This is a genomic window from Gimesia aquarii (genome assembly GCF_007748175.1).
In the GTDB taxonomy this organism is placed as follows: Bacteria; Planctomycetota; Planctomycetia; order Planctomycetales; family Planctomycetaceae; genus Gimesia; species Gimesia aquarii_A.
Genome location: NZ_CP037422.1, coordinates 2610745 through 2637153, shown reverse-complemented (window position 1 = coordinate 2637153; position 26409 = coordinate 2610745). Strand labels below are relative to the sequence as shown.

Sequence of the window (26409 nt, the reverse complement as noted above, 5' to 3'; positions counted from 1 at the left end):
CAAAAAATGAAATCGTGTAATTAAGACGTAAAACTGAATTTTTCAGCTATGGAACGACAGAGAAAGGGCCTGGCCCCTTACGAGTTTCTTTTTTATAGAGGCATGTAACTGATGAAACCACATTATTTTAGCGTTCTTACTTGTTTGAGTATATTCCTCTCACTACCTCAGACTGCTGATTCCCAGACACCCGGAAACTGGCAATCAATCAGTGTTGATGGTCTTGATGAATGGAGCGATCCAGGCAAATGGTGGTCATCAGAAAAGGGAGTCATCGTCGCTGAGTCGGTTGGCGGGAAATCGCTACCGAAAATTCACCATTTGATTTGGGACGGCAAGCTAAAAGATAATTTCGAATTCCGACTGGAATATCGAATCATAAGTAGTGCGCCACAGGATGCTGGAGTCTATTTTCTTGTGGATCGAAGTCGAAAGGTTAATAAGAAGGGGAATCTAGCCGGATATCAGGCCGAATTAGATACCGCCAATCTTTATAGCACCAATCGATGGCAACGCGAGGGCAAGTTATTCGGTCACATTTTTGATGGAAAGCGACACCGAATGTTTAAACGTGGCAACCGAGTCAGAATCGAGGCAAATGGAACGGAAAAGATAAAGCCTCTTCCACAGTCATTTCAAGCGACTAAGGTTTTTCGGAAGCCACCTGAGTGGAATAATTGTCTGGTCCGAGTCAAAGGCGATATGGTTCAACTTTATTTGAATGGAAATCTGGCCAACGAAATCGTCGATCGTGTTGTCGCGAAACGGCCATCTGGCGATGCAATTGCACTACAATTTCGACCCAACGGTGCCTATCGATTTGAAGTCAGAAGACTGAAGTTCAGAACGCTTGACTAGTCACACCGTCTTACCTTTTTGTCTGCATATCAAAAAGGCCCATCATAAAAGGGCCAGAGACAGAAAAAATCAGGTTCTCACTATCTCCTGACCTATGAATTCTTTATTAGGCTCGAAACAGCCTTTTCTACTGTTGTCGGCTCGTCTTACGCGCTGCAGGCGAACTTTTTAGAAGGGAATGTGTCTGTCTGAGAGAAAGCAATTTTTCTCAGGATACTCTGGTTCTTGGTACGAAATAGAAAGCAAATTCATGAGAATCTATCTGGACGATGTACGACCGGCGCCGCCGGGCTGGCGGCAGGTACGCTGGCCTGAGCAAGCGATAACACTTTTAGAGACAGGCAACGTCAGAGAAATCAGTCTGGACGATGATCTGGGCGATGATACACGCGGGACGGGTTACGATGTGCTGCTGTGGATTGAAGAAGCCGTCGCCACGCGCGACTTCGATCCTCCGGTGATTCACGTGCACACCGCCAATCCCCCGGCCCGCAACCGGATGCTTTCAGCCCTTGTTTCAATCCAGCGACTGACCGAGTGTTACTGCGGTGCGGATTGATTAACTTCAGACATACGCCTTGGATGACCTGATTTTGAAACTACTACTTCGCCAACTTGGGATGAATGCGACGAGATAGTTCGATCAGCTTCTTGATCAGTTTTGGTGAGGCACCGACCTCGGCGTGTGAGACGGTGAGCCATGTTTCATATCCGCCCAGTTCATGCTGGCGGGGCGATGGTAAATAGCCGAGATCTCCATTGGCCAGGCCAAATACGAATGTCTCTTTGAAGGGGCTTTGCATTTGTATGTCGAAACCGATTTCGACAAACACTTCAAAGGGGAGTGCGGCCAGGCACAGATCACCAATGCGTAAAACCTGGACGAAAGCGTCTTCCGTTTCCGGCCATTCTGAGGCTTCAATGGCCCGGCGGGCAAAGGTAACGCGTCGTGAGAACTGACGATCCTGTTGGGCTTCAAGAGTGGCGTTCTTGAGCAATTCCTTTGCGCGCCGCACCTGCGTCTCTGTGGGACGGCGACGCTTCAGAGTCACCCTCTCTGCGGCCGCATCTAAGGGAACCCAGTTCTGATATGTAATGGATTTTTCGACGCGAAGCACTTCCCGGGCGACGTCGTCCGCAACCTCGCGCATTTTTTCATAACGCGCGTAACGTTTCTTGCCAGGCTTGTTGTAATTTGCATAGTCATTATTATTCACGTCTCCGCTGGCACCATTGCTGAGCATGCCAACAAATGGAGGATCTTGTCCTGGCTCGGCATGCAGCCGCGTGAGCTGTCGGGCAAACATGCCAAAGTAATCGGCTGAAATATGACCTTTGCCGACGCCACCGACATAGTGCAGCCAGTAGTTGGCCAGCAGGGCAATCGGACGGCCCGAAGTCGATTCAACAGACAGCACATAGACTGTGGGATTAACGGGGCCCGCTGGCTTGTCGAGGACTTTCAGGTAGCCGCCAGGATTCATGACAGCAAGCTCTACCTCACCAAACGGACTGGAACCCGTCTGCCGATCTTTCAGAAGCCAGCGGCGGTTAAACACATGCTGAGGCACTTTCCCTTTGCCCCAGCCGATGCGGGCCGGTTCCAGATTATGAAACGCCCGCTGCACACCATCCGCAATCCGGCGAATGACAAATTTCTGGTAGTCATCCAGTGGTTCGTTGAGCTTAAGATAACTAGTCCCCCGCAGGCTCGGTGCCGAGTGCGTATGCGTGGCCGCGATCAGCACATTTTCGGGAGCAAGGCCCGTTGTTTGCTGGATGAGTTTCTTCGTCGGATCGTGGAGCTCGGTGGGAAATTTGACATTATCGATGATGACAATCACCAGTTGCGTCTTCCCATCATCAAGGACAAGGCACCGCGCATGCAGTTCATCATGGATATGAACTGAGCCACGAGGATGAAAGCCACCAATCAGATCGGTTCCCAGAAAGGGGGTGATATTACTGGTCGCTGCGCCAGCACGAAAGACTTTTGGTGGATTCGGTTGTGCCATGGCAACCACAGGCAGAAATAACGCCACGATCAGAATTCGATAAATCATGTTTTTACCGTTTAATAAAAGGGAGTAGTGATTTCTGTTTCTTCAGGACGCAGGTGTTGTCAGTATTCGCAAGATCATAGGGGGGCAAGTCCATCTTTATCGATACAAGATCTTTTAGCAATGTCCTACACCTTACCGATCTCGGCCCCTTCAATTTGAAAGTCTCTTATTTAGGATTTAACTAACGATGTTATCTAAAACGAGATAAACTTTGCGATCTAAGTACTTATTTAAATCTGGAATAATTGAATTTTAAAAGATTCAAAGTGGTTTCCATTTTTATATTATTCATTATGGCTTGCCGAAATGAATAATATGATGATACTATTCAGTCCGTTCAGCGCTATTCAAAGGTCTTGCATTTCTGGGCGATATTCTATTTTAAATTGCCGTTTAGTATAGAAGACATATTGATTCACATTTTTGTTTATTGTTTGAGGCCTGCTGCAAGTGAGGATTGAAAAAGAGTTGATTTGTGTAGATGTGGAGAAATGTTCCGAGCTCTCTCAGTACTTATTATCTGTCAAAGTCCCAGCTGATAGAGAAGAATCAGTGCTCCCCAGACTCAATCCTAAGCTGATCGGTAATTTCTACCTATTCCTAGTTGCTATCTGCCACCAAACATCACCACTAAATAAGCTTCCACTCAAGGGTTTAGTAAATGGAACTGAGCATAAAGGGTGGGATTTCCTCTTCAAAAAACTAGAACATCAAGCGTCTTGTAATCCTAAGATCCTGCATGTAGATTCATGGGCTTCCTTATCCCAAAATATGTTAGAAACTCTTTATTATGACAAAAAGTTTGGCAGTAGGCTTTCAGATCTTCCAGGTAGAACGTTGCTAATTAATGACCTAGGGCAAGTGATGAAGACGAATGGATGGAAATGGCTTGAAGATATTTATTTCAAATGTAATGGAAAGGTTGCAACAGGCACTCCAAATCTACTTGGCCAACTTGCATATTTTGAGGCATTTCGTGACCCTGTCAAAAAAAAGTCTTTTTTCCTTCTTTCCCTTATGCGTAATAGCGGACTATGGAATTATACCGATGAATTTAATCTCGGTCCCCCTGTTGACTATCATGAAGTTAGAGGTCACCTTCGAATTGGAACTGTGAAAATCCTCGATCAAGACTTACATCAAAAACTTATATGCCAAGTTCCCGTTACTGAAGATGAAGATATACTCATTCGTAAGGCAGTTGTAGATGCAATCATGCAAGTATCGAACCAAACTGATATGAGTCCCAGCCAACTACATTATTTATTTTGGAATATCTTTCGTTCCTGTTGCACACGCGAAGATCCGCATTGCAGAAAATGTCCGCCTAAAGCTCATCTCCCATTAAGATATCAACATCTAACAGAACATATCGATCGTACGTATTGCCCTTTCGCAAATTTATGTGAAAGTGCATTCAAGCCCCAAAAGTACATTGAACACATATTTGAGACTGACTTCTATTAGGACTCCAGAGAATGAATGATGGAACCCAATCTGAGCATCCGCTTGATTCTAAAGTTGGAACCTCACTTCACTCTGAGTTCGTTGGGATGCTTTTCGCCCTTGCCACCGCACAAGTTGCAGTTGAATCAGCTGATTTAGTCAACCATAAGTTTTTTGTATCAAAATCTACGCTAGAAATCCTACCAGCATACTCACATTTGTTTTTAGCAATGACCATCATTGGATCGAGTTGGGTTGGATGGAAATCATCCACATCAAGCATGAGCAAAATAGAAAATATCTTCAGCATTGATTGCCTTGAATTACTAATTGATTTCTTTCTCGTAGTTTGCTACTTCATAATCGTAAGGTCTGTCGAATCGATCTCTCTCTTTGGAAACTTTGAACCATCGGCCAAGCCTGAGGTATTTTGGACTACAGTTATACTGATCACTTACTTTTTTTGGGATCTATTAACCAAGCTAATAAAAAATGTAGAACATGATACTAATCGGGATGATTCACTCAATCATCAGAATAATCTTACAGCAAATAAGATCAAAGCTACTAATCCCCTTAATAAGATCTGGTTCTGGATTACAACTAGAGATTTGGCAACTTTCTTAAGTCGTGGCTGGGCCTCTTTTACCTGTGCAATTTTGTCTTTAATCGCATATAGTCTATTACCGACTTCAACGACAGAACCAATGACTATTGTTATAATTGATCTCACTCTATTCGTTTTGATACTCACTTTCAGAGCAATGAAACTTGAGGACTTTAAACAGCTTTCCAATAAGCAACACGCCTTGTGGATTATTCTTTTGGGGTCCTTTTTATGTCTAATGCTTATCCTGGTTATAATGAATACTTCGCCACACTCAAATTCATTTTTCGATTAACTGATAAGGTATAATCTTTAAATCTAACATACTTGTAAACGTTTTTTTCACATTCTCTTAATTGAAGAAGTTGTCAACCGCACAATAATTTTTACCGTGTAGGATAGTTCATGGGACGCAGATTAACTATTTATATTTCCGACAGTTCTGCTATTGGTCCCAAAACAACCAAAGATGAAATCAAAAATTCTCTCTTCTTGGCAGTATTTAAGACAGTCGTTGCCCCCATTATCACCCTCTCTCCACTTTGGAGAGAGGGGCAAAATAAAACGAAAACAAAACCGTCTTTCATCACTCCTCATCAACTGGAGATCCCTCTAGTGAGTGTGGAGGGGAATCTTCTTCCGGCTGAGTTCCTTTCCTAGTGGATAACCAGGCATACTCCGGGAGCCAGCGGGCTTTGTGAGCGCTGATGAGAAACGCGATCAATAAGGCACCCGCCGACCAGACAAATGCGGTGACCGCCTCGCGACTGAGCGATTGCGTTGCCAGTCGAAATCCAAAAGTGGCACACGCATAAAATAAAATGCTCAGCGTACCTGCAAAGGAATACAAAAACCAGCGCTGGGACCAGAAGCGGGCGATCAATAAACAGGCAATGGCCCACACGCTCACATAAGCAAGCCGCCAGATCAGCGGGATCTCGGCCGCGCGTTCATTGACGATCAAGATAATCGATACCAAAGGGACCAGCAGAGCACTGATACAAAGTAGTACCCGGCTGAAATCATCATTCAAAGTCAGTCCCAATACCAGCGCGGAAATCCACAACATGTGAAAACAGGTCGTAAAGCGATACTGGAACAGGATCGTCTCCGGTACCACAATCCAGATCCCCAGTGTCGCCGCCAAAATCCCTGCCGTACAGATTCCTGAAGAACGCTTGTGAATTCCCAATCCTAAAAGTACGATTCCATCAACGAGCAACGGCCAGGGGGTGGGCTCGATGAGCGTCCGCGAGCCAAGCGTTTCAGTCCCGACGATTGAAAAGAGCGCGCATGCTCCCAGCGCGCCCCAGACTGCGCCTGGCACTCGACGAACCATCGCCCAGAGATAAAAGCCCAGCAGCAACCAGAGTGTGATCCAAATGGGAGAGCCCATCACATCCGTCACTTTGAAAAGAAAACCATTGTGAACGGGACCGGTTCCCGCAGGCATTGCCAGTAAGAGTAACAACGGAGAAAAGCGGATCACGCCTGCCTGAAAGACTTTGTTTTTCGTAACCAGCCCTCCCTCCAGCAGTAACAGCAGTAAGACGAACCCGAGCGGAATTAAAAAATAGAATCCCCACAAGGTATCAAAGGAAATCAACGGGGGCCCACTCACGCTTTTGATCCACATCGGCCCCGCAGGCCCGAATGTGAGGCAGAGTGCGAACGATCTTAAACTGACGCAAGCGGCAATCACGCCGAACGCAATCCAGGGAAACCAGGGCCAACCCCAGGGAGTTCCGTTCCTTTTGACATAAGCAACGCCGCCACGAACTGCAGGCAGCAGGCACAAAAACAGGAGGGAGGCGGCGACTGGGAATAGAAATAGCATCCATTCCAGCGAAGCAGACGAACGCGGATGCATCTCTGGAGAACACCACCAGGGAGCCACATAAAACAGTGCCAGAAACAGATGATAAGGAACGCGATAACGTAACCCCAGACGAATGCCGGTCCCCCACAAGACGGCTTCGGAAACAATCACCGAAAAGAGAAAGCCGGCGATCATCAGAGTCATTCCCTGATCAGGAGTAATGCGGGAAAACAGATCATCCATACTGACCGAGACCCCGAGAAACAGCAGCAGCAAGAGCAGCAGAATCGATCGCGCATCTTCCCAGACCTTGCCCCAACGTACAATCAGTACGCCGATCCCTGCTAAGAGCAGGGTGTACCCGGCCAACACTCCCATCATGATCCAACAGTTGATGGTCCCAATCTCAATGGTTCCGTAAGCAGACCGCACGGCAAACAACATCAACACCGCACTAATGACATAGAACGGATTGTGGTTGTAGAGATAGCTCAAGACCGAGCGGTGAGAAGTAGAAGCAGTCATATCAGCCTCCTCTCAGAAATGAAATAAAATATAAGACCCCAAGAACAGGGGAAAAAAGACGGGTTCACTTCTATTGAAATGTCATTATACCAAAATTGTTTAAGCAGTTTGATAAAATTTTGATTGACAATCAGAATTTGAAAAAAAGTATGAAAGCCGTTTATGCATGGGGTTGTTCGTCTCTGATATCTTTTTTTGCTTTAAGAAACATGAAAACGATAAGCTGCAGTCTGAGGCCTTCAGTCTTGTTTAGAAATTACTTTTCTCAAAATACTTCAAGCATCTGTTGAGCTAGTTGTTTTTCCTGGGGGGTGAAAGTTTTTTTCATACGAAACACTGTTCTGTCATCGGAATCGTCTGTCATTTTTTTAGGAAAAGGCTCTGTAGCTAGCATCATTATATTGGCTCTTAAAACAGATTTGTTCTTTGGATCGTTAGGGGCTTTTGCGGCATCCTGAAGAATGGCTAAAGCCTGTTCCCTTTCTCCTGACTCGAATAGGTTTTTGACCATCATTTTTAGATAAAATACGTTATGTTCCTGGGGCTGAATACTTTGAACCAATTCCAGAGCATGCTCGTATTTACCTGCTTTGCTAGCAGCCGAAGCAAATTCATTGATAGCAGATGCATGCGCATCCACGTCCACTATCTGTCGAACTACATCCAGAGCTTGTTTCTCTTTTCCCATCTTCACCAGCGCGGAAACCACTTTTGTGAGTGCGGCACCTTGAATATTCCGTTGTGTCATTTTCTGAGTGACTTCCAGTGCTTGCTGGATCTCACCTTCTTCAGCCAGCGTTTTCGTGATTTCGCTGAGATAAAATTCCTTTGGGTTCAAATCCTTAAATTTATTTGCTACTAATAAAGCGCTTTTGAGATCTCCCACCTTAACAAATGCTTTGGCGAGATTTCTTGGAAATGAAGTGCGTTCATTAAACATATCAATCTGCACTAGAATTTCGAGTGCTTGTTTACTCTTTCCCGCCTTCACCAGCCCAAGAATAATACTTTCAAGCGCCGTCGTTTTTTTACTGGGGCTCGAGATCTCTTGTGCTATAGCCAGCGCTTGATCAAATTGACCTGCTTTCACCAGTGCCTCAGCAATGCTTGAAAGATGATCTCCATTGAACTGCAGATTTTCAATTTTCTCAGCCAACTTTATCGCTTGTTCTGTGTCACCTGTCTGAGCCAGAGTTGACACGACTTCACTTAGCAGCATTTGTTGCAGATTTTCATGCTCAACTGTTTGAATGAGATCTAGGGCTTGCTTTACTTCTCCCAGCTTTACTTGAAATTTTATTATTACATCATAAAGCATTATTTTTTTACGTGGATCCTGAATCGCAGGCAGGATCTCGATTGATTCTTTTAGAAGGGGTAAAGCTGCTGACTTGTCTCCTTTCTCAGCCAGTGCTGAACCGATGGTGGCACGGAACAACGCTTTATTGTCCTTTTCTAAAACTGTCTCAGTGATTTCAAGAGCCTGTTTTGATTGCCCTTTTTTTGCCAGTTGCTCGGCGACATATTTCAGTGCATCGACTTTGTCTCTTTGGTCTTTCATTTCCTGAATCACTGCCAGGGCCTGCTTGCCGTCTTCTGCATTTACCAAAGAAAACGCTATGCGTTTCAATGTATAGTCCACATTGGAATCACTCTTTGGCTTCTTAAGAAGTTCCAGAGCTCTTTTCACCTCGCCCATTTTTGTCAGTGAATCTACAAGATCTCTGAGAGTCTTGCTTTTCTGGCTTGCATTCTCAATTGTTTGAACCAGCTCGATTCCTTGATTCAAAGTAGATAAAGCCTCTTTCTTGCTACCTGCTTCAATCTGAGCTAAAGCGATCATGTTCAAAGTCTGGGCGCGACGGTATGGGGCTTTAATTTTTTGCGCCATCAACAAAACCCATTGACCAGGTGTATCCGACTCGTCAGGTACAGCAAGGTCCTTTGGCGCAATCTGTTTATTCTCAGGCGGAGTCGCCGGTTTACTGATGACAGATTCGCTACCAGAGTCAACTTTGGTCGAATCTGATTTTTTGTTGCATCCATTGAATATGGCAACGGTAACTACTAGAGCGAAGAAAATCATTAAGTTAAGAACAGTACGTTTTGTTTTCGATGGGATATCGCCAATATGACTTTTCATTATAGAACCCAGTTATATCATCCTTACTGAAAAATTTAAGTAAAGTGCTTTGCTGAATGTGTCTCTTACGCTTAAATGTAGCCACAATTCTGCTGAATCATCCTCAGGATATATAGTGGTCGATTGGATCAGTTCAAAGCAAGCTCAAACCTGAAACTGATCCGCGTTTATGACTAGAAATACGGGGTAGAAAAAGGTGTCAACGGCGAATGGCATTTACGCAGGAAGAATTGTAACCGAAGAAAAATCCTAAGCAAAGAAATTGGCGTTATTAATCCGATCTGCTCGTCTTGCTCATCATTTACTTGTAGAAGGAGTAATGCAGTCGCTGACACCTGTTTCAGTGGTCACTCCTGTTTGAAGAGTGCGTGCACATTCATGCGTTGTAGCTTGTCAGCCAACTCACAAGCGTGATTACGAAACAGGATCATGCCGATGTCAGGACGGGTGTGAACGAGTTGCTGGAGTGAGTCTCTGGAAAAGAGCATCGCTTGACCGTGGCTCTTTACGCGCGCCAAGACGCGATGAGAGGGTTCCGAGACCGAGGCCAGATCGCCCAGCGATTCATCAGGCCCGATGGTACCGACGGTCTTTGCGTGACAATTCTGAATCTCAATTTCTCCGGAAATGATCACGCGGATTTTGTCAGCAGGATCCTCCGGGCGAAACAAGACACGCCCTTCTGGCAGCGTTTCCAGTTCTGCTGAAGCGGCGACATACTGTTGTTGTTCTTCCGACAACCCTGCAAACAAAGGGGCTGTTTTCACGGCCTGAATCAGTTTGGGAAGTGCCGTTCTCAACCTGAGTGATTGATCCACCAGGTCTGCAATGGGTTTCCCCGGTTCAAACACTTGTAATGCATCCCCATTCCAGGTCGTCAGGAGGCAGACCATACGCACGATATCCAAACGCTCGACATCGTGAAATACCATTGCCGGAATATAGGCGGCAGGCAGAAATCCGTTCTCCAACAGTGTCTGTTGCATTTGAGTTGAGAATGCGCTGACGTCTACTTCCAGATAGTCAATACCGTATTCTTCCCGGCAGCGCCTGACAAGTTCGGAGACCAGATAGTAAATGGGTGAATCATCGAGAGAAACCAGTTCAAAGATTTTTCCGGTTCGTTCATGTTCATCAATCATGAATCCAATGGCACCCACCATCACACCATCACGATACGCGAGCAGGTATTGTCCCTGACTGACACGTAATTGAAACAGACCATAGTGCAGTCGCATCCGTCCGAAGATTTCCCGATGTTTGATCCGGCCCCGTTCAAAGCGGAGTAGTACCGGATATAGTTCCGACTCCATCTCCTGGATCTGAAACTGTTTGACATGCGGATAAGCCCGTGGCTCTGCCTCGATAATGGCATCACAATTCAGCTGGCAGTTCTCCAGCGCGAGTTTGGCCAGCGGATAGATTTCTGGAATGAGATGTGGATGGTTACGTCGAAGTTCGAGTGCATGTCCGAAGTGACAGACATATAAGGCCGCTGATTCCCGATCGCCGAGTTGAAATTTGTTGGGCAGCAAGCCGACTGGATGAAAACCATGTTGGTGTGAGATGCGTTGGGAAAACTCATGGGCGCTCCGATTCTCGACAATCCCCACATGCAATCGGTCTTGAACGAATTCCACACGTGCCTTCATCAATTTTCCGCCAATCCCCTGACCGCGGCCTTGAGGATGGACAACCAGACGACCGAATTCGGCAAGGAGATCGGCATGTGCGCCGACCTCCAACAGGACAGATGCTGTTCCAAGAACCGCACCCGTATCAGACTCCTCTGCGACCAGAAACAGCGTGTCGTCACTCAAGATCATTCGTTTGAGCGATTGGATGTCATAATACTGGGGGTAGAAATAATCGTCGCCATAGGCAATCTGAAACATTTCGCTGATTGCTTCGACATCGGACTCACAGGCTCTTCGAATCACGATCATGGTTTCATTCTCCCTCTTCAAGGAGTCGGCGGCCAGCGGCGAGCGCGATAGCGTGAAAATACGTTGCGCCCACATTCAGAGCCTGCTCGTCAAAGTCAAAGCGGCTGGAATGGGCCGGATATCCTTCTTTCCCTGCCAGCACGCTTCCGAATCTCACATAGCAGCCAGGTACTTCCTCCATGTAATACGCGAAATCTTCTCCCCCCATATTGGCGATTTCGAGTTTACGCAGGGTCGCTTCTCCCAGTGATTCCCGTACTGCTTCCCGGGCCAGTTCAGCAATGTCCGGTGGATTGGAGAGAGGTGGTGTCCCCAGGTCAATCGTGACTTCGATGTTCGCATTATGTAAATCTCCAATCGATCGCGCGATGCGTTCAATCGAGCGTTGAAGATCTTCGCGAACAGACTGCTCCTGTGCACGAATTGAGCCATCGAGCTGGGCACTCGAGGCGATAACATTGGAAGCCGAGCCTGCTTGAAAATGACCGACTGTCACCACCGACGGATGCGCCGGGTTGACTTCCCGGGAAACAATCGTTTGTAACGCCATCACCAACAGCGAACCGACGACCACCGAATCAATGGCTTCGTGAGGACGGGCGGCATGTCCACCCGCACCTTGGATTTTGATGTGAAATTGATCGCTGGATGCATTCACGGGACCATCGGTGACTGCCACGGTCCCCGCCGGAAAATGTCGATCTAAATGGCCACCGAAAATCAGGGCGACATTTTCGAGGACGCCGGCTTCGATCATCGCTTTTGCCCCTTTTCCGGTTTCTTCGGCGGGTTGGAAAAGGAATCGAATCGGCGCCGGTCGGTGTTTTTCTTGTACTAATAACGCGGCCGCTCCGAGCAACATACTTGTGTGGCCATCGTGTCCGCAGGCATGCATCACTCCTGGAACCTGAGAGGCAAAAGGTAATCCGGTTTCTTCCTGAATCGGCAGCGCATCCATATCGGCACGCAACGCGACAAAGGGAAGATCATGCTCTCCGGGGAGTTCTGCCACAATCCCGGTACCAGCGACGCCGCGTTTGTAAGGAATTTCCAACTCATCTAGAAACGCTGCGATACGATCAGAAGTTTTATACTCATGCCAGCTCAACTCGGGCTCAGCATGTATCGCGCGTCGAAATGACACAATTTGCTCAAACAGTTTCGAATCGAGTCCCGTCATGGTTACACCTCTGCTGACTTGTGTCATTGCCCGGAACCATCGCCCATGATGTTTGGGTCCGGTACTCATTAAATTCATCTCTTCACATTCTTGATTGTACCAAATCGGAGCACAAAATTCACGTTTTGAATCGAGCGATTTCATTGCTTATTGAGATGTGTTATCCCGCAAACAATTAAAGAGGGAGTAGGACTCACTGATGCGTCCTGTTCCCCTTTTTATTTTCTCAATCGATGATTGCCAGTCGAATCTATGGTGAAACAGAAGACGTTTTTTGGGCCACCTGATCTTCCCGTTCGAGATCCATGTGACGTTTGGCTGTCTCAGTCAAGGCTCGCGTCGCGATGGCAATTGTGAGCCCCACCACGACCATCCCGATCAGACCGATGCAGACGCTAATCAGTTTACCCAGAGGCGTCTCTGGCGTAATATCGCCATAGCCAATCGTAAGCCCGGTGACCAACGTAAAATAGATTGCGTCTCCAAAGTCGATATCCTCAAATCTCCAGATCAGAAAAGCGCCCAGTAATAGAGTTAACAAAAGTGCCACGAAGACCTCGCTCACATAAGAGGCATAACGTACGAAGGCACTGAAGAATTCAACAAAAAGAGGAAGGCGTTTGCGAAGTAAGTGCTTTAACATGAGATCTCTCTCTGATGAAGGAATGAGAAATGAAGTCAGGCTTGAGAGATAGGATGCAGATACGTTAACCGGAGTCAGCTCTCGTCTTATTCGATGTGATGAATGTTACCGTTTTCTAAGTGCGATGAACAGATTAATCTTCATGCGTTACGTGCCCTCCGGTAGAAAGAAAGCAGGCGCAGATACTTTTCACTGTCACCTTTCCCGTTTGAATTCAAACCATAGTAAAGCTGCTTGATTCGTCCTGTTCCACATGTTACTTTTGAATGAGACAGAATCTGTGTCGTTTCGAAACACGTCGTTCAATTCCTCGGTTGACCTGAACGGTGTCTGATACAGCCTGTCGTCCCTGTGCGACGAATATACTTCTCCTTCCGTCCAATGATACCCCGCCAAGCCAAGGAGCCATAAATGACCTCTGCTTTCAAGAAAACGTTCATCACCGCGATGATTCTACCCGCATTCGTCTCGGTCTCTGTTTATGCTCAGAAGCAACCGGTTCGACTCAACCCCGATAATCTGCTCCTGTACCGGGATCAAGCTGGTAAGGTCAATCAGGTCCAGACAAAAGCCGACTGGGAACAGCGGCGGAAAGAAATCATTCGCGGGATGGAAACAGTCATGGGACCGTTCCCCGGAGAGGACCAGCGGGTTGCTCTGGATGTAAAAATCCTCGAAGAGGTCAAGCTCGATAAATACACGCGCCAACTGATAACCTATCAGTCGTCGCCCGGTTCCAGAACGCCGGCCTACCTTTGTATTCCCCATACTGCTAAAGCGGGAACGAAAGTTCCCGCGGTCCTTTGTCTGCATCCCACTGATAACAGGGTAGGCCATAAAGTCGTTGTGGGACTGGGGGGACGTGCAGGCAGGCAGTACGCCGCCGAACTGGCGGAGCGGGGCTATGTGACCATTGCACCTGCCTACCCCCATCTGGCAAATTACTGGCCTAATCTCGGAAAGCTGGGATTTGTGAGCGGAACGATGAAAGCGATCTGGGACAACTCTCGAGCCATTGACCTGCTCGCATCACTGGACTATGTGGATTTGAAGCAGGGAGTCGGCGCCATCGGCCATTCTCTGGGCGGTCATAATTCGATCTACACGGCTGTCTTTGATCCCCGCGTTTCCGCCATCGTCAGCAGTTGCGGCTTTGATTCCTATCGGGATTATTACGACGGAGCCGAACGTGTCTGGTACTTCGGCAAAGGCTGGTGCCAGATCCGTTATATGCCCCGCATGTCAAACTACCGCGGAAAACTGGACGAAATCCCTTTTGATTTTCCCGAACTGCTCGGTGTCCTGGCACCACGTCCTCTCTATGTCAACGCACCGCTGCACGATTCCAATTTTCGTTGGAACAGTGTCGACAAGTGTGCTGAGATCGCCAAGCCGGTGTATGAGATGCTGGGAGCGAAAGAAAAGCTGGTCATCGATCATCCCGACAGCGATCACAACTTTCCGCAGGAACAACGCGATCGTGCCTACCAGCTGTTCGACTCCGTGTTGAAAAACTAAATCAAAGGGCGCCAGTTTTGTTCCAGCGACCTGTATTCCTCGTGAGCAATGCTTATTTAAGATAGTCTTTCAGTTTGAAGTGCACGAAGGGGCGTTGATAGGCTTCCTTCTGCTTTTTGGCGTAAGAGACCCAGAGTTCCAGCGCAGTCGCATCATAAACCACGTCGAGAACGTTTCCGCCTTTAATGGGAATCTGGCAGGCGATGTCAATCATTTCCGGGGCGCCGATTTTGCCATACACTTTTTGCAGTGGCTGAAACGCGCCGCGGCCTTCGTCCTGGTAGACCAGGTTTTTCATGACTTGAGGCGCCAGCTCGTCTTTGGGATCATTATCACTCCAGATTACGAGATTGGGAGCGTGGGCCAGCATCTTCACGGCACGTAGATTGGCGCCGTCGCCCACGACATAGTGATACTTTTTCATCCGTTTCGCACTTTTAAAAATGTCGATCGCCTGTTCCAGGCTATGGGCGTCGTACATAACGTGTCGAAAGAGAGTCGTGAAATGCACGCCATTCATATCGAACGGATAATCTTTACCAGGAGAGTCTCCCATCTCCGAAAGGACAATTCCCTTCGCGTTCATACCGGTGTTCGCGCCGATGAATCCTGCGAAGGTGACATTCACGTGTGGAACGCCCTCCTTGGGAATGTAAACGCAAATGCAGGGATAGTCTTGCACGCCTAGACTCATTGTCCAGTCCAGGTTTCTCGTTTGATAGAGATGTCCATCCTTAGTGGCGGCACCCCAGGCTGCAATACTGCTGCAGGAATAGTCCATCACCACTGGCATCGCATGCGCCCGTTGCAGCATTTTCAACGACATGCCTGTTCCTTCGGCAAAGCCGCGGAGTTCCTCTTTAAAACGGGGATCTGTATGTGGTGCGATCGATTTCCAGGCTGCGTCCAGATGCGCATTCGAGCAACGTTCCGGAGCAGCAGTTTGCACCTTTTTCATTAGAGAGTGAATCATTTGAGAGGCGTCTTGTTTGATCAGCTCTCCCTGTTTCTTGCCCATTTCATAAGGTGTGCCTTTCACCACAACAACAGGAATCTGATTGGCACCTTTGCCGATCGAAGTCAGATAGCCTTCTGCCTGTACATGTCCAGAAAAACTGAAACAGGCAATGGTAAAGGCGATGATAACCTGGCAGTATCTGATCATTGTGGAGTTTCCCAACAGAGATTATGTTTAAAGAACAGTTCACAAAAAAGTCGCGTCTTTAGAAATTATTTGATCTCGATCAGATAGGAGCCTTCGATGATTTGCACTCCCGCGGTTGTAATGATGGCTGCCTGGGGTGGTTTGTCTTTCCGGGCACGGATTGCCGCACAGCCGGCTTCTCCTGATTTATTGATGGCAACAATTTTATCATTGAAGTCAACCTTGTTCGCGCCCCCGTTGATCTTCACGATCCGTTGGCACAATGCCTCGCAAGCTTCGCGGGGACTCTTTCCCGCACGCATCTGTTCCACTACAAAAAAACTGCCACAGGTGCGCAAGATTTCCTCACCCCGTCCTGTCGCACCCGCTGCACCGACTTCGTTGTCGACATAGAGCCCCGCGCCGATGATGGGAGAATCGCCGATTCGACCGGGCAGTTTACCGAACAATCCCGAGGTAGTCGTGCATCCTGCGAGATCGCCCTTTGTATCCAGGGCCAGAATATTGATAGTACCCGTCGGTCGCTTGTCCAGTTTGTAATCTCCGTCTTTGGGGGGGAACCGGTCGTCTTTGTCACTCAGGTTTTCCTTCCAGCGGAGCCACATCTTTCTCGATTTGTCTGTGAGCAGGTTCTCCTCCTTAAATCCGTGTGCTCTGGCAAACTCTCGGGCGCCTTCTCCGACAAGATGAATATGATCGGTACGTTCCATGACGAGTCGGGCCACGGAGGAGGGCGTTTTAATGTTCTCCAGCGCACCCACTGATCCGCAATTGTGCGTCCTGCCATCCATGAAGGAAGCGTCGAGCTGCACGACTCCGTTTTCATTTGGCAACCCTCCGTATCCCACGGACTGGTCTTCCGGGTCCAGCTCGGTCACCTGCGCGGATTTCTCCACCGCGTCGAGAATATCGCCGCCCGCTTCCAATACGTTCCAGCCGGGGCGGAGCACTTTTTCAGCCCACTCTTCTCCGCGGCTGCAGAGAATCAGCGGTCGGCGAGGTGCGCGTTTCTCTTTCGCACGTCCCGGTAGAGTTGTGAACAGTGACAGCGAAGCTCCCAGCCCCGCTACGTTTTTCATGAAAGTTCTTCGATTTGACATAAACCGATTATAGAGAGATTTGATTTAGGATTTCAAACATTTTCCAAGTTCTTAAATTTTTTGGTTCATCCTAGTCGGTCAATAGAATCTAGATGGAGCAGGTCACCTGCTTTACCCTGTCTCGACACAGATATTCCGCTGTTCGCACCAGGCTTTTATATCGTCCAGCTTCTGTTTCGTAGAATCATTTCTGATAATGTGTAGCGAATCATCTATGACATCACCTTCAGGCAACCTCGAAGCGATGTTAACAATCTGCGACGATTTTGACTCTGAGATCTGAATGTTTACGATGTCTTCAACTCTGACGGAGCGTTCACCAATCACAACCTTGCATTTTTCGAAAGAGACCCGTGGGGGGATCAACATTCCGAAATAAATGAACAGAGACCATAAAATTGAAAGACACACGATCGAAAGGAGCACTGTTTCCCATGGAATGTCTTGTATTAAAATGCCACCCGTTAAGATCGCAATGAGGACTCCAAGAATGCCAACACATAACACAAAATTAAGGGGAAAATCATACACGCATTGAATAAAAAATATATGGAACCCCCAGTAGATCGCTTTCGGCAGTCCTTCGAACGCAATCCTCAGGCTCATTTGATCTTTCCAGCAGAAGTTCACTGCCACATGATCCGAGTCAGTCATTTTTATCCCTGTTGAAATTTCAGAAAAGTTATCCGGAACCGATTACGATCCTAATATATTTTCGTGTATTTCGTGCCTTTTGTGGTAAATCAAAAAAGCAACAGGCTTCACTCCTTCGTTTTCCGCTTCTTATTTTTCACTTTGCGCTTTCCTGAAGTGCCTGGCTTCTTGTCCCATTTTTGTGGTGGGTTTTTGTCGTAAATGGGAGCTCCGTCTTTTTCAGGAAAACTAGCCGCGATCGCGCTCAGTTGTTTCAGTGCCGCCTTAGAAGCAGGGTTTTTCGAGTTAATCAGATTCCGCTCTTCCCAACGATCTGAGCTGATTCGAAACAGCTTAATCGGTTTTCGCTCCGAGTCGATCCACAGCTTGTAATTCTTATCACGGATCACACGGTCGTCGTAAACCAGTTTGGGCACCACGCGACCTTCACGCAATGCCGCAGGTCCGCCCCCCATGGACAGAATCCACTCGCGCGGCCCGTCTTTGGCCTTGCCGAGAATCAGCGGCGCAAACGACTTTCCATCTACGACGCGACCGGCTGGCAAAGTGCCGCCACCCAGTTCTGCGAACGTCGGGAGAATGTCCGTGAAGTCGACAAGCGCGTTGGTTTCGGTACCGGAAGGTACTGTGCCAGGGCAGTTGACAATGAATGGCATGGCGGTCCCGTTCTGTTCGGACATTTTCGCCTTTCCACCCCGCACGATATGGCCCATGCGTTTATTGCTCTGGCCACCGGTGCCGTTGTCTGTGGTAAAGATGATGATTGTGTTCTCGCGGATGCCGGCCTCATCCAGTGCCGCAACCAGTTTTCCAACAAGCTTGTCGGTGTAACGCACCATAGGATCAAACAGACGCCGCTTGTCTGTTTCGTCCTTGTTTTCAGGGGTCGTGGTCAGAGGGCCGTGTGTCAGCACCATCGGGTAGTACAACAACATCGGCTTGTTTTTGTGTTTACCGATGAAGTTGATGAGGTAATCGCAAAAGATATCGGGACCGAACTGACTGATGTAGGCTTTGCTGCCTTTCCCTTTGATGTTGATGTAAGCGTTCCAGTAGCGATTGGCACTGGGTGGGTTGTGTGCTTCGTATCCGGTCCACATGCACCACTCATCAAAGCCGGCTTCCTGCATTGCGTGGGGCTCAACGCGGAAATCGTCAATTTGCCACTTGCCCGCGGCGCAAGTGGCGTAGCCTGCTTCACGTAGCACGTTAGCATAAGTCGTGTTCTTGGTAGGGTCGAAATGGGCACCGGCGCCCCAGCGGGGCACATCCCAGTGATTCGTCCAGCCATGTCGAAACGGGTATTGCCCGGTCAGTAGTGTCACGCGGGTTGGCGTGCATTGAGGCATGCACCACGCATTGTTGAATTTCATCCCGGTTGCCGCGAGCTTGTCGATGGCGGGAGTCTGAACCCACTCAGCGGCGTAGCAACCCATCCATTCCTTACCCAGATCATCGACCAGGATGAATAAGATGTTCGGCTGTTTGAGCTCTGCGGAAACAGCAGGCTGTACCAGTAACAAGGTGGCGGTCAGTGACAGAAGAGCGCGAAGCATGGCAGAATCCTCTTTGCATTATTGAAGCCATTTGTTGAGATGTGTAGTCTGATTCTAGCTCGGATCGTGGACCATCGCAACGAACTTTTAGCTGACGCCTGAACTACACAATCAATGTCATTGCACTCTGAATCAGGTGTTCCACCTCTTTTTTATTTTATGGGAATAAGCAGTGCAACACCGCCAGTTACAAGCCCCATTATCGGAGTGACAAAAACGATCAGAACAAAGGGGAGGAGTAAGGGGGTACCACAAATCGCGGAGTCGGGGGGCAGGGTTGCAGTGTAAGCTGAGAACTGCGAAATAAAATAACCAGCCAGCAATAGCGGAAGAGAGCCGCCAATCGTCATGCCTATGAAAAACCGTAGAAGTTTGGAATTGAGAGGAGTAGGTGACTCTGATGAGTGATCATCGATTGGAGAATGTGGTGAGGTATCATTCATCGCATTTCTACTCGATTTAAAAGGAGAACCGAACCTTTAATGCCCAACGCCTCTCTCCTGATTCTAACTCGTCTGCCGAGGTATCACAACAACCCATAAACCACACGTTGCAATCTGTCGCCTTGAATGATAATGTGAAGAAAATGCCCGATCTGCACAAACATTACATCGGACACTGACTCGGATGACTCATCTCAAAGTGATTGATACCAATGGAACGAGACAAATGAAAAACATACAGGCATACTTCATATTCAGCATACTACTCACTCTCGTAGTAACGTCTACCGTCACAGCAGATGACTGGGTGATCGATTCTCAAGGTGATTGGAAGGCTGCCACGGCGAAGCAATCCAAACTGGATGTCAAAGAGGGCACAGCGATCCCGATTGACAAGGTTGCTACCTTCACCAGCAAAGTAAAACGCTTTGACAAGAAACGACAGGCTCAGTCAATCGTCATTGATCAGTCACCCCTCTGGCAGAACTGGGAACCAGTTGCCAATCTCGGGCCGGCGAATCTGCAGGACGCGCCGGTCTTTCTGACGATCGGGCCGAAGAACTATTGGGTGTTTGGACGCTATGGCGGCAGCAAACGAAAGAAGAAATTCCAACCGAAGCCTGCGACACTCGACGGTTTTGACATCAAGTTGCAAACGACACCCTGGCCGAATCAATATAATGCGCCGGGCGGATTGAAAAAAGGACTCGGCGGATATCATGCGTGGCAAAGTCGCGATATGGTTAACTGGGTTCATCATGGACCGGTTACCGAAGGTTTTTCTCGCTGGGTGACCAGTGCCGAATACAAAGACGGCAAAGTCTATATCTATTACGACTACCCCAACGACCAGGACCCGCATGTCTATATCGACGAAGATCTGACCGATGGCAAGCCCGGCAAGAATATGGGGCTGGCGGTCAAAGACCCCTCGCACGGCTCCGACGCCGGATTCATCCGTGACAAAGAAGGGCGGTTCCATGTGATCCTTGAGGACTGGAGTCCGATCAATGCCAGCAAACGATCCTGGGATTCACCGCTCGCCGCACACGCGGTCAGCGAAGATGGTGTCAAAGATTGGAAGTTCCTTGCGCCTCCTGTCGACAACCGCACCAAAGATACCGGCAAGGTTGCTGAATACAAACACCCGCATTGGTTACAACATCCGGACTGGAAGACGAATATCGGCAAATACAATGTCCATGAACCGGAGCAGGAAGCATACGGTGACTGGGCGGCGATCTGTGTCGGCTCACAATACTACCTGTTCGGCGACTACGATCCTGCGGGCGGTGGTCACATGAGCGTCGGCTGGTTTACCAGTCCCCATATCGATGGGCCTTTCACCTGGTGCGACAAGATCGGGAACGGACACCCCGACCCCGACATCGGATTCGCGGAAGGTCGTTTCTATCTGTTCACACAACAAAAGACCGATTACGTCAGCACGGGGCCGTGGGTCGAAAAGGTCGAAGTGCGTGTAGGCGTCGATACAAATAACGACGGCAAGCTCGATAAGTGGACCGACTGGACGGAGGTAAAAGAGACCTACGATTACACTCCCGGTTTATCGAAACATGTAAAAAAAACGCCCGCCAAGCTCAGCCTGAAAGACTTGCCTGCCGGTACCGGTTTTGGATTCGAACTGCGAATGACCGACACGACTGCGAATAAGTCGAAGCCGATGTTGGATCGCGTGAGTTTGACGTTTGATTAATAAATAAGTGTCGCCTTTCATATCATGATTGCAATCCTGTTGTGGAAATGAGGATTTAATTGTTCGGCTACAAAGTAGAAAAGAGTAGATTATGTTGAATCGACATGGATTTTTAGCAGCAATGGGAGCAATATTTTGCTTGTCCGCTACCGGAATATCCTTTGCGGCAAATCCGGAAAACTCTGGTAAGCCCAACATCATTCTTGTGATGGCTGATGACCAGGGCTGGGGAGATACCGGTTATAATGGTCACCCGTTTGTGCAGACGCCCACACTCGATGCCATGGCAAAAGAGGGGTTCGTATTTGATCGGTTCTATGCCGGTGCGCCGGTCTGTTCTCCGACCCGCGCCAGCGTGATGACCGGCCGCAACCCGATACGGACAAAAGTCACCAACCATGGCCGCTACATGCGCCCGCATGAGCAGACCATCGCCGAAACGCTAAAAGCCAACGGATACGTCACCGGAATCTTCGGCAAAGTACACCTGGGTTCGGGACAACCCGACTCGCCCTGCAATCCCACTGGCATGGGATTCGATGAATGGGTGATCGGCCTCAACTTTTTTGACAACAATCCCTACTTGAGCCGAAAAGGAAAAATCGAGCATCGCAAAGGTAAGGGGTCGGTCATCCTGATGGATGATGCGCTCGCCTTCCTCAAGAAGCATAAGGACAGTGATCGTCCGATATTCACGGTCGTCTGGTTCCCTTCTCCGCACGACCCACACGCGGAAGTGCCGGAAGGTCCGAGCCTTTACGAGGGCAAACCACATGCAGGGTACTACCGCGAGATTACACTGCTTGATCAGCAAGTCGGACGTTTGCGAGGTGCGATCAGGGAAATGGGCATCGCGGATAATACCATCGTCTGGTACTGCAGTGATAACGGCGGGCTGGTCAGGGAGACTTCCGGTGGCCGCGAGAGGAAGGGCAGCATCTATGAAGGTGGCCTGCGCGTTCCGGGAGTCATCGAATGGCCCGCACGTAAGCTCAAAGGCAGAACTTCAGTACCGGTGACGACCTGTGATATTTATCCGACCCTCCTGGCGATGGCTGGCATAGAATTGCATGCGCCGCATCCGCTCGATGGAATGGATGTAAGCGGCATCATTGCGGGAACAGTTGCAGAACGGAGTAAGCCGATGGGATTCTGGCACAAAATCCAGGGCGGGCAAGGAACCTGGAGCGACCGGATTCAGAAAGCGATCATGGAAAAGCAGCATGCCGGCGCACCGTTACCGCATGATCCACCAAGAATGCGCAAAGACGTCGACGAATTCCCGCAGTTTCCGGAACACACTTCAACCGGGCATGCCGCCTGGACCGATTGGCCGTGGAAGCTGCATCGTATCGGCGGCACCAGATTCGAACTATACAAGCTGACCGACGACCCTATGGAAAAAACCGATCTTTCCAAAGACCCCCAACACACCCAACGACGCGAACAGATGCAGCAAGAGCTGGATACATGGATGCGATCTGTTATCCGAAGCCTCAACGGAAAAGATTATCAACAGAAATAGACGAACAGCAGTAAAAGCGAGACCTGACCCTTAAACGTTCTTTTAGAAAACAGATCGTTCTATAAAATGTGATAAGAGGAGTGCTTTCATTAATAGAAAAACTGGATTATTGAGCAGCGTTGTTTTAGTTCTTTGTCTATTTATCTTCCTGTGTGGTATATGGGCGACATTCTATTACATAAAAATTTCTGAGCCATTAATTTACAGTGGTCATGTTTACTCAGTCTACTGGGAAGGACGTGAACATGCTGTTGAAGGGTATTCGTCAGTCAAAAAAAATGTACCAGCAACGAAAGAAGGTATGTCAGTAACTACTCCCCAGCCCAAGCCAATAGCATGGGTAAAAGTTTATAATGATTGGGTAGAAATAAAACTTCTCAATAGCTTACGATCACCAATATTGATACCACGAGACAAAATAATAAGTATGAATTTGGCAACAGATTTCGAAACATCACAATTAAGTCGAAGTTTGTGAGGATTAAATTGTGTCGTAATGTGAGGCGATTTCTTGAAAGTATCTTGACCTCAAAGATATGAGGTCTCAACGCCGGTCTTATCTTGGCATTAATCAGCGTCCGACGATTATGTTTTGCATCACCACTAAATAACATCTCAAAGCATGAAATCTGGAGAAGAAAGTACATTGAAGAGTGTACTAAAACCATCGACAAAGAAATCGATCTATGTCAGCGGGGCGTGGTGGATGTTGCTGCTTGTCTGCCTTGTGCTCGCTTTCACAGCATTTGCACCACTACTGCCGGTTGACTGGTGGTGGGTCCGCATTGGAGATTTTCCGAGAGTTCAATTACTTGTCAGTTACATGATTGTGCTACTGGGAATGATCCCATTCCGACGTAGAGTCACAGCCAAAGTAATGGCATCCGTTTTATTGATAAGTATTGGTATTCAATTATTCTGGATTTTTCCCTACTTGCCAATTGCTCCATACGAAGTGGAATGGTCTCAGTCACAGGACAAACAGTGGCGGCTACGAATCCTGACAGCAAATGTGCTTCAGGAAAATAATAACGCATCGGCTTTATTGAATTTAATCAAGCAGGAAGATCCAGATGTTGTCGTTTTGTGTGAGGTTAACGATCGTTGGATCGCAGATTTGGCACCACTCGAAGAATGGTTCGCATTTCATCTTACTTATCCACTCGACAATACATACGGAATCGCACTATACACGAAACTTGAAGTACATACGGCTGAAGTGCGGGGAGTCATTAAAAAGGAGATCCCTTCAATCGATGCGCGCCTCAGCATTCCTTCTGGCCAGGAGGTCCGTCTGTTTGCAATCCATCCCAATCCTCCCCGACCAGGAGAAGACACGACCAAGCGTGATGGAGAACTTGTGCTCGTGGGCCGGGAAGTCCAGAATGATCAAAGCACAATCGTGCTGGGTGATTTAAACGATGTTGGGTGGTCGCGCACGACGAACTTGTTTCAGGAGGTGAGTGGATTACTCGACCCCCGTAAGGGCCGCGGGTTGTTTCCCACCTACAATGCAAAGTCACTGATTTGGCGATACCCATTGGATTACCTGTTTCATTCCGAAGATTTCCGTGTTGTCAAACTACGTACGCTGCCAAACATTGGCTCAGACCACTTTCCACTTTTGGTGGAACTCAGCTATGAACCATCAGCGGTTGCCACTCAGGAAGCTCCGGATTTGGATGCCGGAGACCGTGAAGACGCTGATGATGCCGTCGAAGCTGCCAAAAAAACGAACAAGGCTCAATGAGAACTCATTTACAAAATATAGAATGGGTCATATACTCAAGAAACTAGATGTGATGTGAATTCAAGATAAGTTCTCATAACTGTGTCACTAAATATTCTATGTCTGATTCAGAATACTGATCGTAAACCGCGCAGGCTGACCGGTCAGAGACCAGTTCTTTTTGCAACCATAAACTACGATAGTCAAAGAGACTCATTTGTTGAAGACGATTAGAGTAGAGACGACTTTGTTTGATCTTAGTTTCTTTGGTATACCGTTTGCGTATTATTCAGATACCAATAAATTGAGTCACATGGAACTAATTGACTCGCGAGATTACTGGAGAGTGTGATGGTCTTAGAACTAGAAAAGGGTCTGAAATTCGAATGACGGAAAACTATCAGAAGCGTTCCGCCATTACGATCGCACAGGCGATGATCGCTTTAGTTGTAGTTGTCATTATGGCATCCATACTTGTTGTCGCCTCGGAAATCGTCATTACATTATTTTTTGCGATCTTGTTTAGTGTGTTTCTGACTTTTACCGGTAACAATCTGAGCAAATACTTGTCTATATCCTACCAGTGGACCTTAGCAATACTGGTGCTGACTCTGGTTTCTACTTCAATTGGGACGATCACTTTTTTCTTTGTGCAGATTGATCAGCAGATTGAGAAGGCAAATCAAAGCATTGACGAAGGGGCGAAAAAAATCCAAGCATTCGCAGAGAAATATACTTCGGTGAGTTCAGCAATCAAATCAACACCCTTCCTTTCTCAGATTCTTAAGCAACCACAGAAACAACAACCTGAAAACCAATCTTCAAAAGACGTACAGACTAAAGAGACGCCAAAAACTGATGAAAAAAATAGTGAGAAGCAATCCAATGCACAAGTATCGAAATCCGAACCGAATTTAAATTCTTTACCGCAACCAGCCAAACAGGCTGTTTCGTTTATCGGGCAGGCATTTAAAACGACCTTTGGGCTTGTGATTAACAGTATCATGATTTTCTTTGTTGGACTATTCCTGGCAGTGGCTCCCCAGACCTATCGAGATGGAACGACAAAACTGGTCCCGCCTGATAAAAGAAACCGTGCAACGGAATTGATGAATCAACTTGGTGAAACTCTTTGGCGTTGGCTGCTTGGTCGATTTGCCTCCATGTTGGTCACTGGCGTGGGAGCATGGATCATCCTTTCACTCATCGGCGTTCCTCTGGCGGGAAGTCTGGGAATCATGACAGGCTTACTGACATTTATCCCGAATATTGGTGCCGTGATTGCATTCTTGCTAGCGATCTTGGTTGCTTTACCTCAAGGATCAACCACTGCAGCGATGGTTGTGCCTGCATACATCATTTTACAGTTGATTGAAAGCTATGTGGTCACTCCATTGATTCAACAACGGCAGGTTTCGTTGCCGCCTGCTATGCTGATTTCGTTTCAGGCGATTATGGGCGTACTATTTGGTTTTCTGGGAGCGGCTGTCGCTTCTCCCTTGTTGGCAGTTAGTAAAGTGGTCATACAGGAATTGTATGTGAAAGATTTTCTGGAATGTCACCCGTCCTCAGAAGATGATAGCAGTAATGAGCCTATTGAATAAAAAAGACCAGGTTCAAAAGAGTGCGGTACGTAGATTGAGGTGCGGACGAAAAAGGGTGGTGACTCTCTTTTCTTGGCGTCCGTCGATTCAGTGAAATAAATTCTTTCTCACTCATTTTAAGCACTCTGAGAGATGACGCTTGGAGATTTTTCTCGATGTCCTCTGGCA

General features: G+C 47.9%; 20 protein-coding genes. 9 read left to right on the top strand and 11 right to left on the bottom strand.

Going from position 1 to position 26409, the window contains the following annotated elements; genetic code table 11:
• Positions 1–111: 111 nt before the first annotated feature.
• The gene (locus V202x_RS10385; protein ID WP_145174007.1) at positions 112–858 is read left to right on the top strand and encodes a DUF1080 domain-containing protein; all 747 of its coding nucleotides are present in this window, start codon (positions 112–114) and stop codon (positions 856–858) included.
• 250 nt (positions 859–1108) lie between these two features.
• Positions 1109–1417 (top strand): cyclic-phosphate processing receiver domain-containing protein, encoded by a 309-nt coding sequence (locus V202x_RS10380; protein ID WP_145174004.1) that lies wholly within the window; start codon positions 1109–1111, stop codon positions 1415–1417.
• 43 nt (positions 1418–1460) lie between these two features.
• Here the strand turns inward: V202x_RS10380 and V202x_RS10375 are convergent, their stop codons facing one another.
• Positions 1461–2921 (bottom strand): neutral/alkaline non-lysosomal ceramidase N-terminal domain-containing protein, encoded by a 1461-nt coding sequence (locus V202x_RS10375; RefSeq protein ID WP_145174001.1) that lies wholly within the window; start codon positions 2919–2921, stop codon positions 1461–1463.
• 450 nt (positions 2922–3371) lie between these two features.
• Between V202x_RS10375 and V202x_RS10370 the strand changes: the two genes are divergently transcribed.
• On the top strand, positions 3372–4388 hold the full coding sequence (locus V202x_RS10370; protein WP_145173998.1) for a hypothetical protein: 1017 nt from the start codon (positions 3372–3374) through the stop codon (positions 4386–4388).
• 11 nt (positions 4389–4399) lie between these two features.
• On the top strand, positions 4400–5269 hold the full coding sequence (locus V202x_RS10365) for a hypothetical protein (protein WP_145173995.1): 870 nt from the start codon (positions 4400–4402) through the stop codon (positions 5267–5269).
• A 291-nt stretch (positions 5270–5560) separates the two neighbouring features.
• Here V202x_RS10365 and V202x_RS10360 read toward each other — a convergent pair whose 3' ends face one another.
• The 5 genes from V202x_RS10360 to V202x_RS10340 all read right to left on the bottom strand — a co-directional run bounded on the left by V202x_RS10360 (position 5561) and on the right by V202x_RS10340 (position 13230).
• Positions 5561–7318 (bottom strand): hypothetical protein, encoded by a 1758-nt coding sequence (locus tag V202x_RS10360; protein WP_145173992.1) that lies wholly within the window; start codon positions 7316–7318, stop codon positions 5561–5563.
• 265 nt (positions 7319–7583) lie between these two features.
• Positions 7584–8891, bottom strand: a complete 1308-nt coding sequence (locus V202x_RS10355) for a tetratricopeptide repeat protein (protein WP_145173989.1) — start codon at positions 8889–8891, stop codon at positions 7584–7586.
• A 917-nt stretch (positions 8892–9808) separates the two neighbouring features.
• Complete coding sequence (locus tag V202x_RS10350; protein ID WP_197993328.1) at positions 9809–11407, bottom strand: GNAT family N-acetyltransferase; 1599 nt, start codon at positions 11405–11407, stop codon at positions 9809–9811.
• 4 nt (positions 11408–11411) lie between these two features.
• The gene (locus V202x_RS10345; protein WP_197993327.1) at positions 11412–12656 is read right to left on the bottom strand and encodes a M20 family metallopeptidase; all 1245 of its coding nucleotides are present in this window, start codon (positions 12654–12656) and stop codon (positions 11412–11414) included.
• Positions 12657–12837: 181 nt separating this feature from the next.
• Positions 12838–13230: a potassium channel family protein gene (locus V202x_RS10340; protein WP_145173983.1), complete on the bottom strand. Its 393-nt coding sequence runs from the start codon at positions 13228–13230 to the stop codon at positions 12838–12840.
• Positions 13231–13641: 411 nt separating this feature from the next.
• Here V202x_RS10340 and V202x_RS10335 point away from each other — a divergent pair, with 411 nt between their 5' ends.
• Positions 13642–14748, top strand: coding sequence for an alpha/beta hydrolase (locus V202x_RS10335; protein ID WP_145173981.1), 1107 nt, complete (start codon positions 13642–13644; stop codon positions 14746–14748).
• Positions 14749–14800: 52 nt separating this feature from the next.
• Here the strand turns inward: V202x_RS10335 and V202x_RS10330 are convergent, their stop codons facing one another.
• The 5 genes from V202x_RS10330 to V202x_RS10310 all read right to left on the bottom strand — a co-directional run bounded on the left by V202x_RS10330 (position 14801) and on the right by V202x_RS10310 (position 19666).
• Complete coding sequence (locus tag V202x_RS10330) at positions 14801–15913, bottom strand: C45 family autoproteolytic acyltransferase/hydolase (protein WP_145173978.1); 1113 nt, start codon at positions 15911–15913, stop codon at positions 14801–14803.
• A gap of 65 nt (positions 15914–15978) precedes the next feature.
• Entirely contained in the window at positions 15979–16992 is a 1014-nt protein-coding gene (locus tag V202x_RS10325; protein ID WP_145173975.1) for a N(4)-(beta-N-acetylglucosaminyl)-L-asparaginase, read from the bottom strand.
• Between the two features lie 132 nt (positions 16993–17124).
• Positions 17125–17667: a hypothetical protein gene (locus V202x_RS10320; protein ID WP_145173972.1), complete on the bottom strand. Its 543-nt coding sequence runs from the start codon at positions 17665–17667 to the stop codon at positions 17125–17127.
• Positions 17668–17774: 107 nt separating this feature from the next.
• Positions 17775–19223: a sulfatase-like hydrolase/transferase gene (locus V202x_RS10315; RefSeq protein ID WP_145173969.1), complete on the bottom strand. Its 1449-nt coding sequence runs from the start codon at positions 19221–19223 to the stop codon at positions 17775–17777.
• Between the two features lie 152 nt (positions 19224–19375).
• The gene (locus V202x_RS10310; RefSeq protein WP_145173966.1) at positions 19376–19666 is read right to left on the bottom strand and encodes a hypothetical protein; all 291 of its coding nucleotides are present in this window, start codon (positions 19664–19666) and stop codon (positions 19376–19378) included.
• 226 nt (positions 19667–19892) lie between these two features.
• On the opposite strand from V202x_RS10310, the gene V202x_RS10305 reads away from it, so the two are divergent.
• From V202x_RS10305 to V202x_RS10290, 4 genes are all read left to right on the top strand, one after another.
• Positions 19893–21383, top strand: a complete 1491-nt coding sequence (locus V202x_RS10305; protein WP_145173963.1) for a hypothetical protein — start codon at positions 19893–19895, stop codon at positions 21381–21383.
• A 91-nt stretch (positions 21384–21474) separates the two neighbouring features.
• Positions 21475–22908, top strand: a complete 1434-nt coding sequence (locus tag V202x_RS10300; protein WP_145173960.1) for a sulfatase — start codon at positions 21475–21477, stop codon at positions 22906–22908.
• A 622-nt stretch (positions 22909–23530) separates the two neighbouring features.
• Complete coding sequence (locus V202x_RS10295; RefSeq protein ID WP_232098933.1) at positions 23531–24658, top strand: endonuclease/exonuclease/phosphatase family protein; 1128 nt, start codon at positions 23531–23533, stop codon at positions 24656–24658.
• Positions 24659–25023: 365 nt separating this feature from the next.
• Complete coding sequence (locus tag V202x_RS10290; protein WP_145173957.1) at positions 25024–26241, top strand: AI-2E family transporter; 1218 nt, start codon at positions 25024–25026, stop codon at positions 26239–26241.
• Positions 26242–26409: the final 168 nt, after the last annotated feature.

Bases quoted from the DNA above. Each gene is read 5' to 3' on its own strand.
- V202x_RS10315 (WP_145173969.1), bottom strand. From the start codon at position 19,223: ATGCTTCGCGCTCTTCTGTCACTGACCGCCACCTTGTTACTGGTACAG.
- V202x_RS10290 (WP_145173957.1), top strand. From the start codon at position 25,024: ATGACGGAAAACTATCAGAAGCGTTCCGCCATTACGATCGCACAGGCG.
- V202x_RS10325 (WP_145173975.1), bottom strand. From the start codon at position 16,992: ATGAAAAACGTAGCGGGGCTGGGAGCTTCGCTGTCACTGTTCACAACT.
- V202x_RS10345 (WP_197993327.1), bottom strand. From the start codon at position 12,656: ATGAGTACCGGACCCAAACATCATGGGCGATGGTTCCGGGCAATGACA.
- V202x_RS10375 (WP_145174001.1), bottom strand. From the start codon at position 2,921: ATGATTTATCGAATTCTGATCGTGGCGTTATTTCTGCCTGTGGTTGCC.
- V202x_RS10365 (WP_145173995.1), top strand. From the start codon at position 4,400: ATGAATGATGGAACCCAATCTGAGCATCCGCTTGATTCTAAAGTTGGA.
- V202x_RS10305 (WP_145173963.1), top strand. From the start codon at position 19,893: ATGAAAAACATACAGGCATACTTCATATTCAGCATACTACTCACTCTC.
- V202x_RS10310 (WP_145173966.1), bottom strand. From the start codon at position 19,666: ATGAATGATACCTCACCACATTCTCCAATCGATGATCACTCATCAGAG.
- V202x_RS10295 (WP_232098933.1), top strand. From the start codon at position 23,531: ATGAAATCTGGAGAAGAAAGTACATTGAAGAGTGTACTAAAACCATCG.
- V202x_RS10350 (WP_197993328.1), bottom strand. From the start codon at position 11,407: ATGATCGTGATTCGAAGAGCCTGTGAGTCCGATGTCGAAGCAATCAGC.
- V202x_RS10380 (WP_145174004.1), top strand. From the start codon at position 1,109: ATGAGAATCTATCTGGACGATGTACGACCGGCGCCGCCGGGCTGGCGG.
- V202x_RS10340 (WP_145173983.1), bottom strand. From the start codon at position 13,230: ATGTTAAAGCACTTACTTCGCAAACGCCTTCCTCTTTTTGTTGAATTC.
- V202x_RS10320 (WP_145173972.1), bottom strand. From the start codon at position 17,667: ATGACTGACTCGGATCATGTGGCAGTGAACTTCTGCTGGAAAGATCAA.
- V202x_RS10300 (WP_145173960.1), top strand. From the start codon at position 21,475: ATGTTGAATCGACATGGATTTTTAGCAGCAATGGGAGCAATATTTTGC.
- V202x_RS10335 (WP_145173981.1), top strand. From the start codon at position 13,642: ATGACCTCTGCTTTCAAGAAAACGTTCATCACCGCGATGATTCTACCC.
- V202x_RS10330 (WP_145173978.1), bottom strand. From the start codon at position 15,913: ATGATCAGATACTGCCAGGTTATCATCGCCTTTACCATTGCCTGTTTC.
- V202x_RS10385 (WP_145174007.1), top strand. From the start codon at position 112: ATGAAACCACATTATTTTAGCGTTCTTACTTGTTTGAGTATATTCCTC.
- V202x_RS10360 (WP_145173992.1), bottom strand. From the start codon at position 7,318: ATGACTGCTTCTACTTCTCACCGCTCGGTCTTGAGCTATCTCTACAAC.